We start from the raw sequence: 16,246 nt of genomic DNA, 5'->3' as shown, positions 1-16,246 counted from the left end.
TTGTAATAAGTTGCTGATTAAGTTGTTGATTATATTTTAATTATCATTCGTTTCTAGTGTAAATACTCAAGTTTCAGTGTAAGTGTGATATATGCCCCAGTTTTGCAAATAAGTGTGATGTAACAGCTGTTACAAGGGGCTTGTGCCTGTAGTGACAAAAAAAAGCGTCTACGCATAAAGATGGCAAGTTAAGCCCGTTTTATTCCTGATTTGAGTTGAATTAAGAGGGCCTGTTTATCTTTCAACATTGCAGCAATTATGTTGAAAGATAAACAGGCCCTACTAGATAAAGCCGGCTTAGCGCTGTTGTTTCAAAAGTAAAACAGTCACAATAGAAAACACCATAACCTCGCAGGATCTTCTCTTTGTCATCTTTTTCTCTTGTTCAGCTCTGGTTTTGTCCACTTACTCAGCTTGATGATGCCGGTCCTAATATAGACAGCTTGAAACGTTGGTTAACAGAAGATGAGCTGGCGAAGGTGGCTCGCTATCGGCTGCAAGATGCGAGGACTCGGGCGCTCTATGTTCGCGGCTTTCTGCGGGCGATATTGTCACGGTATGCACCGCTTTCACCGGATGAATGGCGATTTGAATATGGTGAAAAAGGTAAACCAAGGTTGTGTGCAGAGCAGCGGGATCAAACCGGGCTGGAATTTAATCTGAGCCACAGCGGAGACTACCTGTTATTGGGAGTGATGAGAGCGGGAAGTGAAAACGTAGAGTTGGGGGTGGATATAGAGCATGCCAGAACGAGTACGGATATTTACCCGATCCTCAATCACTACTTTTCACCGCAAGAAGTCACGGCGTTATTAAATCTGCCGGAAAATCGACAAAGGCAGCGCTTTTTTGATCTGTGGGCATTGAAAGAATCATATATTAAAGCAACAGGGCAGGGGCTTGCAAAATCGTTAAAATCTTTTGGTTTTGATCTTTCAGAGGCAAGAGAAGAGACTTTGCCAATGCGACTAGCAACGGGGCTTGATTCCCCCTTTTATTCAGAATCTGTTGCCAGTGAACTTGAACTTGAACTTGAACTGTATCGAGGTATTGGATTGAGCTTTGCTGATAACGGTTCTGACAAAAAAGTCGAACCGAACCCGTGGCAATCCTGTCTTGGTCGTCTGAATGAAGAGTATCGTTTTGCCGTTACGCTAGGTGGCAGTGTGAAGCCCATGGCGTTAGACGCAAGGCTAGTCTGTCCAAATAATCTGCTGCGTTAATTATATACCCAAGTAACCTCAAGATGCAGGATTCAGAGTGATGCCAGCCAGTTCAATTCAAGGAAAATGTGCGAAGGAATGACTGGTCCTTTCAAGTGCATTTGACACAGAAGTGGGCTGGCTGGATCACTCCCTAAGGGCGAGTTTTCCAGGCACTCATGTTGCGTTGCTGATTTTTGATGTAGAGCGCGCTATATCTGCAAATCAGCGCCTGACCTTAGCGCCTGGAAACTCTCGCTGAAACGAGCATCTTGAGGTTACTTGGGTATAAGCATCAGCGAACGGTGGACCCCCCGATTATCGCTAAAGTGATACCAATCGGAATAAATCAACAAAACGATAAAATGTTCTGCGTTAAGCGATTTCGGGGATGACGATTGTTAAGCCCTTCCAATAAAGGAGGGAATCTTGTTGCGTGAAATGGGGATCCGCTAATCCGCCATCATCGACTTTAAAATCTCTTCGGGAACAGGCTGCAACCGTTTCTCTTTATCTAAACAGACCATTTCAATATCACCAATAACAGCGGCTCTGGTTGCTCCCGGACGCCAGACTTCTTGTCGCCATAGGGTTTTGTATTTGCCATCTAACTGATAAGACGTTCGAATATCACAGATTTCGGCAAACTCCACACCGTCCTGAAAAGTCATATTGGCTTTATAAACCGCAAAACCTAAACCTTGTTCATCCCAAAGTCTGGCTAACTTATCGCTATCAATCACATGCTCACGTGCGCGCTCGAAATACTTAAGAAAATTAGGGTGGTATACCACACCTGAATGGTCTGTATCTTCATAATAGATTTGCACAGGGTGATGATATATCTTGCTCATTATTGGTTATATCTCTCAATCAAATCAGGCAGGAATGCCAAGACTCATTTTGCAACACGTACAAAGACATGCACTTTACCTTACGCTAGTCGTTAACTTAATATTTTTTATACTGGTCATATGAGCAAATACAGTGACATTTTTATTGAATCATCTGCATTTTCTTGCTCAAATGGCGCACTAATGACGAAGATCGGTACTGTTTTTGCCGAGATAGTGAGCAATTATATAGTTGAATGAAATATTCCCGCGTTTTTATCAATAGTCTGGCTTACGAGCTAGCACCACAAGTGGTATCGAGTTCTGAGTTAGAATCCCGTTTAGCACCTTTATATCAGAAGTTTCGTATTCCCATGGGGCAGCTTGCTGCGCTGACAGGTATAGAGGAGCGTCGCTGGTGGCCCAAGGGGCATAGATTGTCAGATGGTGCTCTGGCCGCAGCCAGAAAAGCCATTGATGAAACAGGTATTGAGGTTGGCGATCTTGGTGCTGTTGTCTACACCGGAGTATGTCGCGATCAACATGAACCGGCAACAGCGTGTCGTATTGCTGCTGAACTAGGTGTATCAAAAGACACCGCGATTTATGACATCAGTAATGCTTGCCTCGGTGTACTTTCTGGCATTTTAGATATAGCAAACCGTATTGAACTGGGTCAAATCAAAGCAGGCCTGGTGGTTTCTTGTGAATCAGCCCGCCATATCGTTGATATCACAATTGACCATATGCTGGCCGAACCAACCATGCAGAATTTTGCCCAATCTTTAGCCACCTTAACAGGAGGTTCAGGGGCTGTTGCTGTTCTACTGACAGACGGTAGCCTGCCACTGCGCAATGGCCGTCAGCACCAATTGTTAGGTGCCAGCCATTTATCAGCACCAGAACATCATAAACTTTGCCAATGGGGCTTACAGGAAGTCGGACCGCAACTATTTCGCGAATTTATGCGTACTGACGGTGTCACCTTGCTCAAAGAAGGCGTGAAGCTGGCGCGTGATACCTGGGACCATTTCCTCGATCAGCGCGGCTGGGTAGTCGAGCAGGTCGATAAAGTCATCTGTCACCAAGTAGGCGCATCTAACCGTAAACAGGTGCTGAACGCGCTGAACATTCCAGTCGGGAAAGAATTTCCAACCTATAAGCTGATGGGCAATATGGGCTCGGTTTCTTTACCTGTTACCGCCGCGATGGCTCACGATCATGGTTTCTTGAAATCAGGCGATAACGTGAGCTTCTTAGGTATAGGCAGTGGGCTTAATTGTATGATGTTAGGTCTCAAGTGGTAACAGCTAACGCTGAAATAGTTACAAAATACAGGATGGTTTATTTCCATGCTGAGGATAGTTAGGATTAGTCATGTTAGACACGTTGTTTCCCTTTAAGCGCAATTTTCTCAGCAGAAATGGCCACAAGCTGCATTATGTGAATGAAGGGCAGGGCGAGCCGGTTGTTATGGTTCACGGTAACCCGAGCTGGTCATTCTATTACCGTAATCTGGTCACTGAATTAAGCCAGAACCACCAATGTATCGTGCCGGATCATATTGGCTGTGGTTTATCTGATAAGCCAGATGATGCTGGCTACGACTACACGTTAAAAAACCGTATTGACGACTTAGAAGCGTTACTTGAGCATTTAGAAGTACGTGAAAACATCACCCTGGTTGTACATGACTGGGGCGGTATGATTGGTATGGGTTATGCATCTCGTTATCCAGAGCGCATCAAACGCCTGGTGATCCTCAATACTGGTGCTTTTCACCTTCCGGAATCTAAGCCGTTTCCATGGGCTTTGTGGATCTGTCGAAATACGATGTTAGGCACATTTTTAGTGCGTGGTTTTAACGCTTTCTCATCTATCGCTTCTTATGTGGGTGTTAAACGTAAACCGATGAGCCCGGAAGTTCGTCAGGCTTATGTGTCTCCATTTAACTCTTGGGCGAACCGTATTTCAACATTACGTTTTGTGCAGGATATTCCATTAAGAAAAGGCGATAGAAACTACGAGTTAGTCTCTGAGATCGCTGCAAGCTTGCCGAAGTTCTCCCAAGTACCTACCCTGATTTGCTTCGGCTTAAAAGATTTTGTGTTTGATAAGCATTTCTTAGCGGTTTGGCGTGAAAAAATGCCACACGCAGAAGTCCACGAATTTGCAGACTGTGGTCACTATATTTTGGAAGATGCGAGCGAAGAGGTTGTACCGCTAATTTCAGAATTTATGAAAGCTCCAGACGCTAAGTCGAGTGAGGAACATTCCTGATGGTTAATGGTGCCCCTTTTGATTCAAGTGAGGTACCAGATTTGGAATCAACCGATGCAAACAAAGCTAATATTTGTCGTCACTTAAAGCGAGCAGCGGTTGAAACCCCTTCAGCGCTTGCTGTGGCAGTACAGAAGAAATCATTCGCAGGAAAACTGCGTTATGAAGAACTGAGCTTTGGCCAGCTTGATGCTGACAGTAATTGTATTGCACAGGCTTTAAATGACTACGGCATCAAACGTGGTATGAAAGCGGTGTTGATGGTAACACCGAGCCTCGATTTCTTTGCCCTGACGTTTGCGTTATTTAAAGCCGGCATCATTCCTATTCTGGTTGACCCTGGTATGGGGGTTAAGAATCTTAAACAATGTTTCGATGAGGCCAAGCCTGATGCGTTTATTGGCATTCCCAAAGCTCATATTGCGCGCTGTTTGTTTGGTTGGGGTAGACCCAATGTACGTCGATTACTGACAGTTGGCGGCAGTGATATTTTTGCGAATATATTCGGCGGAACAACGTTAAAAGCGCTACTTAAACGTAATAGGGTAGTCAAGCCCCGTAGTCAGATGCATCAAGCTACTGATTATGACATTGCCCAATTCAAGAATGATGAAATGGCGGCTATTCTGTTCACCAGCGGTAGCACCGGTACGCCAAAAGGCGTGGTTTATACCCATGCAATGTTTGAAGCACAAATCAGTGTGCTGAAAAACGATTATGGCATTGTGCATGGCGAACGTGATCTTGCCACATTCCCACTATTTTCCCTCTTTGGTCCTGCATTAGGCATGGCGTCTATTGTACCTGATATGGATGCCAGTAAGCCTATCACGGCTAATCCTGATAGCCTTTTTGCGGCTATTGAGCAGTATCAGTGCACCAATATGTTTGTCAATCCAGCGTTGATTGAGCGATTAGGGCAAGCGGGTGCAACTCGAGCTAAGCCCCATAGATTACCGGGTATTAAGCGTGTTATTTCTGCGGGTGCACCAGCCACAATTTCGTCTATTTCACGTTTTAGTAAAATGTTGAGTGATGGCGTCGAAGTACTTAATTCTTACGGTGCGACGGAATCGTTACCACTTACCATGATTGGTAGTGAGCAGCTAATGAAAACCACTGACGTTACCGATAACGGTGGTGGTATTTGTGTTGGTTTACCGGTTCAGGGCGTAGATATTGCGATCATCGCGATCACCGAAGATCCGATTGCTGATTGGGATGACAGCCTGAGGTTGCCAGCCAATAAAATCGGGGAAATTGTGGTTAAAGGCCCGATGGTGAGCCGGAGTTATTATCACCGTGACACTGCAACCGAGCAGGCCAAGATCACCGATGACGCTGCTGTCCGTCATCGTATGGGTGACTTAGGTTATCTGGATGAAGACGGAAAACTTTGGATGTGTGGTCGTAAGGCTCATCGCGTTGAAGCAAATCGTGCCAATTCAGAATGCGATCAACAGCCTTATTTCTCTATTCCATGTGAACGCATCTTCAATACTCATCCCAGAGTGAAACGTACAGCGCTGGTGGGTGTTGAACGAAATTGTGCAATGGTTCCTTTACTGTGTGTTGAGCTAAAGAAAGGCGTAAAGATAGACAATACGGGATCTTTCTTTGAAGAGTTGAAAGTCATTGGAACAAAACATGAGCAGACACGCGGAATCACTGATTTCTTAATTCATCCTGATTTCCCCGTTGATATCCGGCATAACGCGAAGATTTTCAGAGAAAAACTGGCAGTTTGGGCACAAGGCATTATTTCTGAAAAAGAACAGAGCAAGGAGTCATCTGCTGGTGTTAAAAGATAAAAAACGAGATCCGCAAACACCGGATGAGGTGAAAGTTCTGACAGCCTTGGCCTCTACGGTTAGTCACGCTTTTGTTACCGGTGCCGGTGGATTTCTTGGCAAAGCCATTTGCAGGTGTTTGCGTCAAGCTGGCATTGCGGTAACGGGCTTTGCTCGTGGTGATTACCCCGAACTTGAGCAAATGGGCGTCACCATGGTCAAGGGCGATATTAGTGATAAGACAACGCTGATGAATGCGATGAAAGGCTGTGATCTGGTTTTTCATGTGGCTTCAAAGGCGGGAGTCTGGGGTTCAAAAGCAGACTATTACGCCCCTAATGTCGACGGTGCACGTAATATTATCGATGCCTGTCAGGTGCTGCGTATCGATAAACTCGTCTATACCAGTACTCCAAGCGTGACGTTTGCAGGTTTTGATGAAGCGGGGATTGATGAATCCGCTCCCTATGCCAATAATTATCTGAATTATTACGCTGAATCGAAAGCCATCGCCGAGCAGATGGTGCTTGCCGCGAATGGTCGCCTTCTCGAAAAGACCTGTTGTCTTGAAAATATTAATTCTCTTGAAAAAATAGATAGCCTTGAAAAAACAGATAGCTTTGAAGAGCCAAATAGTCTTGAAGAAAGTGATTGCCTTGAAGGAACAGATAAACAGCTAAAGACAGTGGCATTGCGTCCCCATCTTATCTGGGGGCCGGAAGATCCCCACCTGGTACCAAGGGTGATTGACCGAGCTCGCGCTGGCAGGCTCAAGCTGGTGGGGCGTGAAGATAAACTGGTTGATACTATTTATGTCGACAATGCTGCCTACGCGCATATTCTGGCAGCACTAAGACTGAGTGAGCCGGAAGCTGTGTGCGCGGGAAAAGCGTATTTCCTCAGTAATGATGAGCCGATCACTATGGCAGCCATGCTTAATAAAATCCTTTCCTGTGCCGACTTACCGCCTGTTCGCAAGCGAGTACCGACATCACTTGCCTATGGGGTAGGTGCTTTGCTGGAATGGATCTATGGATGGCTAGGTAAAAAGCAGGAACCTGTGATGACCCGCTTTGTTGCCCGTCAGCTGTCGACTAGCCACTATTTCGATATCAGTGCCGCGAAAACGGATTTGGGCTACGTGCCTCTTGTCAGTATTGAAGAAGGGATGAAGCGACTCAAAGCATCACTGAAGAGTTGCTAATCTGCTTATTAGTGATTGGTATAATGCAAAAAAACCTGCTCGATGAGCAGGTTTTTTAGTCTGTGAAGCAGCAGGCCTAATCAACTAAACCATAATCTTTGCGAAGAATCGCAACGATTTCGGCTTTAGGGTTCTCACTTAATGTGATTTTCTTGCCGGTGATTTTTTCAGCAATGCCAGTGTAGATTTTTGATACCTGCATCAGTACTTCCTGAGGAAGTGCATTATCACGAGCAAGTGCTGAACGCTCTTTCATACGATCTTTATTCAGAAGTATATCAGGATCGGGGAAGTGGTTTAGCAGCAGCTGACGGAAATCTTCTTTCGAGTTTTCAATAATTACACCGTCCCGGAAAGCGGCTTCGTCCCAGATACGTGATGAATCAGGCGTACCGACCTCATCCATATAGATCAGTTTTTCCTTGCCGCTTGCATCTGTCACGTAACCAAACTCAAATTTGGTATCAACAAAGATTTGGCCCAGTTTTTCCAGCTCATTGCTGATGACGTTGAAACCTTCTTTAAGCAGGGCTTCATAATGATCGATATCAGCCGGATCACGGAAATTGAAAGCCGTGAAGTTGTCTTCGATATTCTGGCGGGTGATATTCACGTCATCAACAGCCGGAACACCAGGAATGCCTTCTAGAATGCCCTTGGTCGACGGTGTAATTAATAGTTCTGGCAGCTTCTGATCTTTGCTTAAGCCTTCCGGTACTTCGATACCACAGAAATCACGCTCACCTTTTTCATACGAACGCCACATTGAGCCTGTGATGTACTGGCGGCAGATAGCTTCAATCATTACCGGTTTTGCTTTCTGAACAATCCAGATAAACGGGTGGGGAATGTCTAAAATATGGCTGTCAGCTAAGCCATTCTCGCGGAACAACTTAAACCAGTGATTGGAAATAGCGTTTAATGCAGCGCCTTTTCCGGGAACGCCCTTCAGACCGCCTACACCATGCCAAATGCAGTCAAAGGCTGAAATACGGTCACTGATCACCATGATGGCCAGCGGTGCATCTGGTGCAACATCGTAGCCTTTTTCTTCAATCAGGCGGCGGCTGTCGGCATCAGTCAGCCAGTAGACCGAACGCACTTTACCACTGTGAACAGGTTTGTCGGTACGGATCGGCAGATCATCATTTACAGCAAGGACTTGATCAGCAAGACTCATGGTGAAATTCCTATTTTCAAAAATCAATACGATGATAAAAGCATGCAATTAGCGGCTAACAATCTACAGATTAGGCGGTTAGCTGAATTCTGAGGCAAATGATACCAGAACTAGCCACCGCTGCCAGTAAAAAAGCAAACGTTTGCTTTTCTGGTTGAATGAGAGTGGAAAAGCATTGTTACTAATTGTAAAAATATGAGTAATACCCATCGCTATCGTGGGGGGAAAGGAGAGATGTAAAGCACTGAACATTCCCATATTCAGTGCTTGCTTCAGAGCAGAAATTGCTGTTGAAAGATAAACAGCCCCCAGTCTTGATAGACTAATTTCAGCTCTGTGTTATCGGATATGGCGTGATAAAACGTCTCCACGTCACGCTCATTAAAATCAGCCCCGGTAATCCAAAACAGACTAATCCCATCGCACCTGAGCGGGGTTCACCTTCGGCAAAAGATGCCCACGACCAGCCAATGCAGATCCATAAGAAACCAAATACCGCTACCAGACACAGGTTAGCCACCAGGCTTAAACGATACTGCCGGTTCAGATTCATATACCACCATGCTGCGCCTGTTGTTAGCATTCCCATTAAGTACCACATTAAACCAATCATATTAAGACTCCTGCTCTGAGTGCCAGAACGTTTGTACCGCGTTATCAACATCCATATTGCCGTAGCCAAACAAAATATCAGCGTCCTTCATCAACTTGTGGACAAAGCCGGATGTAAAGGTATTGGATGCGTCGATCATCCTGTGATGCCAGAAATCAGGTTTGTTCCATGGGCAGGCTTTGACACAGACAATACAGCCAATGCCATTGTCGCCCCAAAACTTGAAACACTTTTTCGCGTCGTTATAAAACTTTTTAACGCCAACCTGGCCATGCCATGCATAGTCAGGGTTATCGGCACCTTCATAGGTAGGATAAAAATCAGGTTTATCATCCATGCTGATCGCGCTGGATGGGCACTGCTCAGCACAACGCTTACAGTTTTCGCAGAACTCCATAATGCCGAAATCGCGCGGTTTGTCGTACTCAACAAAATCCAGATCGGTATAGATTTTGGCCAAGCGGATTCGGTTGCCAAGCTTAGGGACGATGAGGGTTCCGTTACGGGCACCTTCCCCGATGCCTGATGCAATGCCATAGGCCACGTTATTGCCGAGATCGTTGCCTGAAGCAACTGCTTGATAGCCTAAGCGGCGAATGAAGTCTGCAACCTGGCCGCCGACCAGCGACATTCTGGTATATTCGTTACTGACAGAGCCACTTGCTAATGGGGCTGGAGCGGTACGAATGGCCTCGTAATCTTCTTCGAAGGCTAACACGATGACCGTCTTGGGTTTGAATGGGAAATCGTCTTCCCAAGAGTAGGTCTTTTCTGCAATGGTGTCGTAGATTGGCGAGAAGTTCCAACGCGGATCATTATGGGTAATACCCACCCGTGCGGCACCGTAAAGGTGGCAGGCGCGCTTGATGTGTTGTGAGGCTTCCGAAGGTGAATTAAATTCCCACTTAACCGGAGCCAAATTCAATTGTTCCCAGGTGTGTTCACCGGTATTGGGTACACCGAATTTACTTTTGGGACCAAGATATTTTTCCAGTGATGATTTACTGGCATGGGCCAGTGCCCAGTCGATCTGGCGATAACCCATTTTGCTGTTATCCCATACAGACGGATCCGGCTTCATGTTTACCACTAATTTTCTGGCGACATGTTTAAACTTAAATCCCGGTTCATTGATGGCAGCAGCAAAAGCCTGATCCCGTTCCGGATACTGCTTCTGCAATTTAGGTGAGATTGCGTAGCTGAAGATCAAATCGCGCTGATCCATCGGCTTGAGCACATCGTCCAGTATCTCTACCGGGAAGTCATCATAAGGCACGCCTTGAACACGGTAGTTTATCATTCCGGCAGCGCCACCAGCAGCTGCTACTCCAGCTGTGATAGCACTAATCCGGAAGAACTTTCGTCGGCTGATATTTTCAACTGAGTCATTTTCTTCTTTTGGTTGTTTAACGTCTTTGTTATCCATTTTATTACCGCTAGAAATACAGAGTAGATCTATATTAACCAGCGTATAAAATTCAATGTATACCAAAAACTGTATAGGCTTATACTAAATCGAACAACCAAGGTAATGATTTTGGTTAGTATTATTTAGCAATCAAATATGTTGTGGGTTTGTTCCATATATTGGGTAAACATGTCTAAAAATACTTTTACTTTTTTTGCCATATAGCGGCGAGAGCTATAAATAACGTAATAAGACTGCTCGATGGCGTATTTTCCTCCGAACAGGCAGACCAGGTTGCCTTTTCTCACTTCGTTATCTGCTAATTGCTGTGGGACCCAGCAAACCCCATGACCTTGTACCGCGAGATCCATGGTTAAGTTCATTGAATCGCTGATAAACGTACCATCGACTTGAACAAATTCTAAATGACCATTTTCTAAATAAAAGAATTTATCGGTAGGGTGTATCTTGCTGTCAAATATAAGACAGTTATGGTTACTGAGTTCTGAGGGATGCTCAGGGTAGCCGCATTTATCCAGATAAGCCGGGGATGCATAAAAACGTCTTGGGCAGTTTAATACCCGCCGGGCGATCATGCTTTGATCTTTAGGCGGATGGATGTAAAACATGAGGTCATACTCAAATTCTTTTTCCAGATCTTCTGGTCTGAATGCCTTGTATACAATCTTTATTTCAGGGAAAGCTTTCATAAACTGGCTAAAAAATTTCCTGGAAAGCAATTCGGCGAATAAGGGAGAAATACAAAGAGTCAGCGTTCCGCTTGGCTCATTCTGGTAGTCGGCCAGGGTTTCTTTGGCGGTAGATAACTCATCCAAAATCACCTTACAATGTTTGTAAAACTGCACGCCCTGTTCGGTGAGGCAGATTTTTCGGCTTGTTCTCTCAAATAGCCGGACTTTCAGGCCGTCTTCAAGCTGCTTGATTTTACGGCTAACACTGGGTTGCGGCAGATCTAAGTCGTTCGCGGCATCGGTAAAACTCATGTGATCAGCTACATGGACGAATAGCTCTATATCTTCCAATTTCATCGTTTTACTCTTCAACATGTGTAACTATTAAATATAATAATAAATTATTAATAATAAAAGGAAGAACCGTCGATTGCTATAAACCCTGAGTAAAGAAAAAGATTAATGTTCGTTTCTGTGATTAGTAATATTCCATTGATATCAATACTGTTATGTACCTATTCAGCTCTGCTGCTAGAAACATCTCGTGGAAGTGCCAGAATAGCTTTTGGTTATTTGGCGGCAGGAAAAGACAGCGCAATGAGTACTAGAAAAAAACGGAAACGTCCAAATTATTTGCATGTGTTAGCCATGTTATCCCTGATTGCTGCATGGTGGTTTGGAGCGACGCAAGAAACCAGTGTGTTACAACTGCTTAAACAGTATTACTCATCAGCTGAGGTAACAGTAAAGCAAGGTGAAGACTTTTCGTATTCTGTGTTGGCAGGCGATAAATATAAAACCGTCTATGTTGCTGAAGGCAAAGGTTATGGCGGGCCTTTAGTGGTTGGTTTTTCTCTTAATAAATCAGGTCAAATAACCAATATTGAGCTGTTGTCACACGTTGATACGCCAGGCTATGTTGGAAAGGTCAACAATCAGGGATTCTACCGACAGTTTGAGGGTAAGAAAATCTCAGACAGATTGATGGTCGGGCATGATATTGATGGCGTCTCGGGGGCAACGCTAACATCTGAAGGAATAACCGACGCGGTGCGGGTTGCGGCACATAATGTGGCGGTTCAGCACGGTTTCGCACAGAGCTGGCCTGAAAAAAAACTGCGACTACAAATTGAAGATATCGTGTTGGCGATACTTGTGTTACTGGCATTGCTTGAACGATACATACCCACGAAACAGAGAAAATATTACCTTCTGTTTATGGGGGCGGCTTCGGTTGTATTCATCGGGTACTGGATTAATGCGTCACTGTCTTTATCCGCCTTATCATCATTGGCTTTAGGGTTTGTGCCAGACTTAGATGTACAGCTTTCATTATACATTTTGTTGTTCGGTGTTTTACTTGGCATTGTTCAGTTTGGAAAAAACATATATTGCTCTATTCTCTGTCCTTTTCATCACATTCAACGTTTGGCTTACAAAATAGGTGAAAATAACTGGCCTGTTTCAAAGTTTATACTTAAAAATAGTGTGAATTTTGTTAATTTTTTATTGTGGCTTTCGCTGGTGTTAATCTTTATTTGTCGTAACCCGACGATTGGTTCTTATGAACCCTTTTCTATGCTTTTCTCGTTAGAAGGGGTAGGTGTGCAATGGTATGTTTTTCCTCTGGCGTTGATTGGTTCCCTTTTTGTTAAGGATTTTTGGTGTCGACTGTTTTGTCCGGTAGGCAGATGCTTAACTATTGCTACTGCACGACGTAATAAATTGAATAAATACATAAAAAGTCAAATTCCGATAAAAATGGTGAATAACCGATGAAGAAAAAGACAAAAGATCAGAATCCATTTTCATTCAAGTTGGTTTCTACCTCCATTTTATACATAGTGACCTTTTTTGTGATTGCGCTGTTTCTTAGTCAAAGTTATATCTGATCGCTGTCATAACCCTAGCCGTCTTTCCCTTTAAGAAAGTGGTAGGCGGGTAGGGTTTCTAAGCAAGTGTCTGCGACGAGCTTTTTTAGTCGGTCCCGAACGTCGTTGCTTCCGGTTATAGGCTGCTCACAGGCAAACTGTAGGCAGGGGTAAAGAGTAATATTGTCATTGGTGAACTCGGGGGAGAAGGGGGCAAGCCAGTTGGCGTACCGGTTGGCGAGCTGATTTATTACAGCTCTGTCATGGTTGTTTAATTTGAGCCAAACCGTGTTGGGTAAATAATGCCCTTTAAGTGGCTTAATAGCATCGGTAGTGACTTTCGACCCTGCAAATATTAAGCGCTGACCGGGACCATACATTAAATCCAATGCAACCAAAAACAGCGTGTAACCCGGTGGATAGCGGTTGATTTGGGAAGCGAAAGTTGCAACTAAGCTGTCAAAGTGCGTGTGCCAGATGCTTTGCCCTGTGAGCTGATAGAGGTGCGCGATATTGCGTGCCATGACGCCATTGCCGGAGGGGATGGCACCGTCATAGGCTTCTTTGGCGCGAACGGCGAGCTCTGTATTGGCTTCGGTGAAGTAGAAGCCACCATTTTGGCTATCCCAAAACTTATTCAAAGCTATTTCTGTCCAGCGGAGCCCCTGTTGTAGGTAATCAATCTTCAGGCTGGCCTGGTAAAGCTCCAGGGCCGCCCAGATCATGCTGGCGTAGTCGTCCAGGTGGGCAGGCAAGCCGGTTTTGCCATTGCGGTATCGCTTAACGAGGTGATCGTTATCATCACTCAGGTGTTGCCGAACAAAATCAAAGGCCTTTTCAGCCATTTGAAGATAATCAGTATCGTCCAGCAGTAATGAGCTCCGTGCCAGCGCTGCGATCGTCAAGCCATTCCAGTCGGTTAAAATCTTGTCATCGAGCAGTGGATGAACGCGTTTCTCTCGTTGGCTAAATAGTTTGAGGCGAATAGCTTGCCATTGGCGTTGCCAGCTGGTGAGTGAAACCTTGGCCTGATCTGCCAGCTGTTGTGGCAACCGGGAGAGGTGAGGAATATTGGCCCCTGTCAACTGACCACTTGCTTCATCGGTGTAGTTACCTTTTTCTGAGATATTGAAGTGGCGGGATAACCAGCTCAGCTCACGGCTGTCTAAGATTGCTTTCAGCTCCTCATGTCGCCAGACATAGAACTTGCCCTCTACGCCTTCACTGTCGGCGTCTTCCGCACTGTAGAAACCGCCATCAGGGTGCTGCATCCGCAACGTCAGGAACTTAACAATCTCACTGGCCGTTTGTTTAAAAAAATCATCACCTGTAGCGGCATAGGTTTCGCTGTAGGCCATCAGCAGCATGGCCTGGTCATAGAGCATTTTTTCAAAGTGGGGCAACAGCCAATGGCTGTCAGTACTGTAACGGTGAAAGCCGAAACCGATCTGATCGAACAGGCCACCCAGACGCATGGCTTGTAGTGATTGTTGCGCCATAGCAAGCGCCTGCTTGTTGCCATTGCGATGCCAATAGCGCAGTAAGAACAGGTACTGATGCGGGGTAGGGAACTTGGGCGCGTTGCCAAAGCCGCCGTGAATTGCATCAAAGCTATCTTCCAACTGTTCAAAAGCGAGGTGTTCGATATTGTCGGCTAACTTGTCCTTAGCTGCATGCTCACCCATAGCCTGTAGTTGATGGTTTAGCTGTGTGGCGCCGTTGAGTAGTACTTCATGCTGGTTTTGCCAGGCATGAGCAACGCTGGGCAACAGCTCCATCATACCGGGTCGTCCATAACGGCTATGCTTGGAAAGATAAGTGGTGGCATAGAAGACATGGCCTTCCGGTGTCAGGAAGCAATTCAGCGGCCAACCGCCACTGCCTGTCATCGACTGGCAGGCGGCCATATGGAGCTGATCGATATCTGGTCGCTCTTCTCTGTCGACCTTAATAGCAATGAAATCGCGGTTAAGCCGTGCCGCTACTTCTTCATCTTCAAATGACTCCCGCGCCATGACATGGCACCAATGGCAGGTGGCATAGCCGATAGAGATAAAAATCGGTTTGTTTTCGCGTTTGGCTTTATCGAATGCCTCGTCACCCCAGGGATACCAGTCGACAGGGTTAGCCGCGTGTTGCAACAGGTAAGGACTTTGCTGGAATACCAAGCGATTCCAGTACCCCCCACCGTTTGCGGGCAGTTTTTGAAGTTCTTCTTCACTGGGAATGCCGGGGTGATGATCTGTCATAAGGTGGTGCCTGTTCTTATCACGGGGTAGGAGTCGTCGCGAGAGTACCTGACATGTCGTTTCTTTGTGATAGTAGCGCGAGCGTGTTCTTGAGCTTGGCAGGGGTAAAATTACTTTTTGCTGTTGCTGCTGACTCTAGATCAGTCTAGGCATAATGCAGAAAGCTGTCTAATACAGTACCCATTGTCTTTGAGTATTTAACACTCCCTCTTTGGTCATGGTTCAGTGTCGGTTAACCTAAACTAAATGGGTTTGTTTCAAGCATGACTGGCATAGTGAGGCCACATACACCAGCAGGTGAATCAGGATCAGTTGCTGGCTCACCAATGAGATATTCATTATGTACCACATTGGTAGTAATGAATGTTGGAAAATGCCAGGGGCGACTGACTTTGTTCGACTCCCTTGGTAAAGCTATTCCCAGGCGCTCAGGAACTTTTCCATCAGCGTGTTGAGTTGGTCTTGTTCCTGCCCAGATAAGACGGCCATTTTTTTTTGCTCGCTGTTATGGAGCTCCTGAATAATTTTATCAATCAGAGATTTACCACTTTCTGTCAATTGTACTAATTTACTGCGCTTATCTTCTGGGTTATCAATGCGTTCCACCAACCCCGCTTTTGTGATACGGCCGAGCACCTTGGTTAAGCCACCTGAGCTGAACAGCATAGAGCAATAGAGTTCGGTGGGAGATAAACAGTAGGGCTCGCCACCTCTTCGTAGTGTTGCCAGCACACTGAAATCAGCTCGTTGCAGATCATATTTTTCTATCACTTGAGCCAAGTTCTGTTGCAAGTAATCGTGAATGCGGTGCATCCGAAGGATCGCCGGAGAATAATTTTCAAAAGACTCAGGCCAGTGTTCTTCGATTTTTTTCAATATGTTAGCAACACTTTCTTGTTTCGACATCGACATCTCTCCCAATTG

At 45.5% G+C, this 16,246-nt stretch carries 13 protein-coding genes; 6 read left to right on the top strand and 7 right to left on the bottom strand.

Translation table 11 applies throughout. From position 1 onward, the window contains the following. Positions 1–365: 365 nt before the first annotated feature. On the top strand, positions 366–1,223 hold the full coding sequence (locus L4D76_RS04850) for a 4'-phosphopantetheinyl transferase family protein (protein ID WP_428439811.1): 858 nt from the start codon (positions 366–368) through the stop codon (positions 1,221–1,223). Positions 1,224–1,654: 431 nt separating this feature from the next. Here L4D76_RS04850 and L4D76_RS04845 read toward each other — a convergent pair whose 3' ends face one another. Then, positions 1,655–2,056 carry a thioesterase family protein gene (locus L4D76_RS04845; RefSeq protein WP_428439810.1) on the bottom strand — a complete coding sequence of 134 codons (402 nt, stop codon included), beginning with the start codon at positions 2,054–2,056 and terminating at the stop codon, positions 1,655–1,657. A 236-nt stretch (positions 2,057–2,292) separates the two neighbouring features. On the opposite strand from L4D76_RS04845, the gene L4D76_RS04840 reads away from it, so the two are divergent. From L4D76_RS04840 to L4D76_RS04825, 4 genes are all read left to right on the top strand, one after another. Next, the gene (locus L4D76_RS04840; RefSeq protein WP_428439809.1) at positions 2,293–3,342 is read left to right on the top strand and encodes a 3-oxoacyl-ACP synthase III; all 1,050 of its coding nucleotides are present in this window, start codon (positions 2,293–2,295) and stop codon (positions 3,340–3,342) included. 70 nt (positions 3,343–3,412) lie between these two features. Next, positions 3,413–4,315, top strand: coding sequence for an alpha/beta fold hydrolase (locus L4D76_RS04835; RefSeq protein WP_428439808.1), 903 nt, complete (start codon positions 3,413–3,415; stop codon positions 4,313–4,315). Beyond that, positions 4,315–6,126 (top strand): olefin beta-lactone synthetase, encoded by a 1,812-nt coding sequence (gene oleC / locus L4D76_RS04830; RefSeq protein WP_428439807.1) that lies wholly within the window; start codon positions 4,315–4,317, stop codon positions 6,124–6,126. The genes L4D76_RS04835 and oleC overlap by 1 nt, the downstream gene beginning before the upstream one ends. Further along, the gene (locus L4D76_RS04825; protein WP_428439806.1) at positions 6,113–7,309 is read left to right on the top strand and encodes an NAD-dependent epimerase/dehydratase family protein; all 1,197 of its coding nucleotides are present in this window, start codon (positions 6,113–6,115) and stop codon (positions 7,307–7,309) included. Before oleC ends, L4D76_RS04825 begins: the two co-directional genes overlap by 14 nt. 76 nt (positions 7,310–7,385) lie before the next feature. Here the strand turns inward: L4D76_RS04825 and L4D76_RS04820 are convergent, their stop codons facing one another. From L4D76_RS04820 to L4D76_RS04805, 4 genes are all read right to left on the bottom strand, one after another. Further along, positions 7,386–8,489 carry a phosphoribosylaminoimidazolesuccinocarboxamide synthase gene (locus L4D76_RS04820; protein WP_428439805.1) on the bottom strand — a complete coding sequence of 368 codons (1,104 nt, stop codon included), beginning with the start codon at positions 8,487–8,489 and terminating at the stop codon, positions 7,386–7,388. 328 nt (positions 8,490–8,817) lie between these two features. Beyond that, a complete protein-coding gene (locus L4D76_RS04815) occupies positions 8,818–9,102 on the bottom strand; it encodes a tetrachloroethene dehalogenase (RefSeq protein ID WP_428439804.1) in 285 nt (94 codons plus the stop codon). A 1-nt stretch (position 9,103) separates the two neighbouring features. Continuing rightward, a complete protein-coding gene (locus tag L4D76_RS04810) occupies positions 9,104–10,528 on the bottom strand; it encodes a reductive dehalogenase (RefSeq protein WP_428439803.1) in 1,425 nt (474 codons plus the stop codon). A 125-nt stretch (positions 10,529–10,653) separates the two neighbouring features. Further along, a complete protein-coding gene (locus L4D76_RS04805; RefSeq protein WP_428439802.1) occupies positions 10,654–11,559 on the bottom strand; it encodes a LysR family transcriptional regulator in 906 nt (301 codons plus the stop codon). A gap of 117 nt (positions 11,560–11,676) precedes the next feature. Between L4D76_RS04805 and L4D76_RS04800 the strand changes: the two genes are divergently transcribed. After that, the gene (locus L4D76_RS04800) at positions 11,677–12,981 is read left to right on the top strand and encodes an FMN-binding protein (protein ID WP_428439801.1); all 1,305 of its coding nucleotides are present in this window, start codon (positions 11,677–11,679) and stop codon (positions 12,979–12,981) included. Between the two features lie 127 nt (positions 12,982–13,108). Here the strand turns inward: L4D76_RS04800 and L4D76_RS04795 are convergent, their stop codons facing one another. Together L4D76_RS04795 and L4D76_RS04790 are read right to left on the bottom strand one after the other, a co-directional pair. Beyond that, a complete protein-coding gene (locus tag L4D76_RS04795) occupies positions 13,109–15,322 on the bottom strand; it encodes a thioredoxin domain-containing protein (RefSeq protein WP_428439800.1) in 2,214 nt (737 codons plus the stop codon). Between the two features lie 414 nt (positions 15,323–15,736). Next, the gene (locus tag L4D76_RS04790) at positions 15,737–16,228 is read right to left on the bottom strand and encodes a MarR family winged helix-turn-helix transcriptional regulator (RefSeq protein ID WP_428439799.1); all 492 of its coding nucleotides are present in this window, start codon (positions 16,226–16,228) and stop codon (positions 15,737–15,739) included. Positions 16,229–16,246: the final 18 nt, after the last annotated feature.

Source organism: Photobacterium sagamiensis (assembly GCF_050337085.1).
In the GTDB taxonomy this organism is placed as follows: Bacteria; Pseudomonadota; Gammaproteobacteria; order Enterobacterales; family Vibrionaceae; genus Photobacterium; species Photobacterium sagamiensis.
This window is presented reverse-complemented; position numbering and strand designations above follow the sequence as displayed.

Coding starts and splice junctions, on each gene's coding strand:
- L4D76_RS04840 (WP_428439809.1), top strand. CDS start 2,293: ATGAAATATTCCCGCGTTTTTATCAATAGTCTGGCTTACGAGCTAGCA.
- oleC (WP_428439807.1), top strand. CDS start 4,315: ATGGTTAATGGTGCCCCTTTTGATTCAAGTGAGGTACCAGATTTGGAA.
- L4D76_RS04820 (WP_428439805.1), bottom strand. CDS start 8,489: ATGAGTCTTGCTGATCAAGTCCTTGCTGTAAATGATGATCTGCCGATC.
- L4D76_RS04845 (WP_428439810.1), bottom strand. CDS start 2,056: ATGAGCAAGATATATCATCACCCTGTGCAAATCTATTATGAAGATACA.
- L4D76_RS04835 (WP_428439808.1), top strand. CDS start 3,413: ATGTTAGACACGTTGTTTCCCTTTAAGCGCAATTTTCTCAGCAGAAAT.
- L4D76_RS04795 (WP_428439800.1), bottom strand. CDS start 15,322: ATGACAGATCATCACCCCGGCATTCCCAGTGAAGAAGAACTTCAAAAA.
- L4D76_RS04810 (WP_428439803.1), bottom strand. CDS start 10,528: ATGGATAACAAAGACGTTAAACAACCAAAAGAAGAAAATGACTCAGTT.
- L4D76_RS04790 (WP_428439799.1), bottom strand. CDS start 16,228: ATGTCGAAACAAGAAAGTGTTGCTAACATATTGAAAAAAATCGAAGAA.
- L4D76_RS04815 (WP_428439804.1), bottom strand. CDS start 9,102: ATGATTGGTTTAATGTGGTACTTAATGGGAATGCTAACAACAGGCGCA.
- L4D76_RS04805 (WP_428439802.1), bottom strand. CDS start 11,559: ATGAAATTGGAAGATATAGAGCTATTCGTCCATGTAGCTGATCACATG.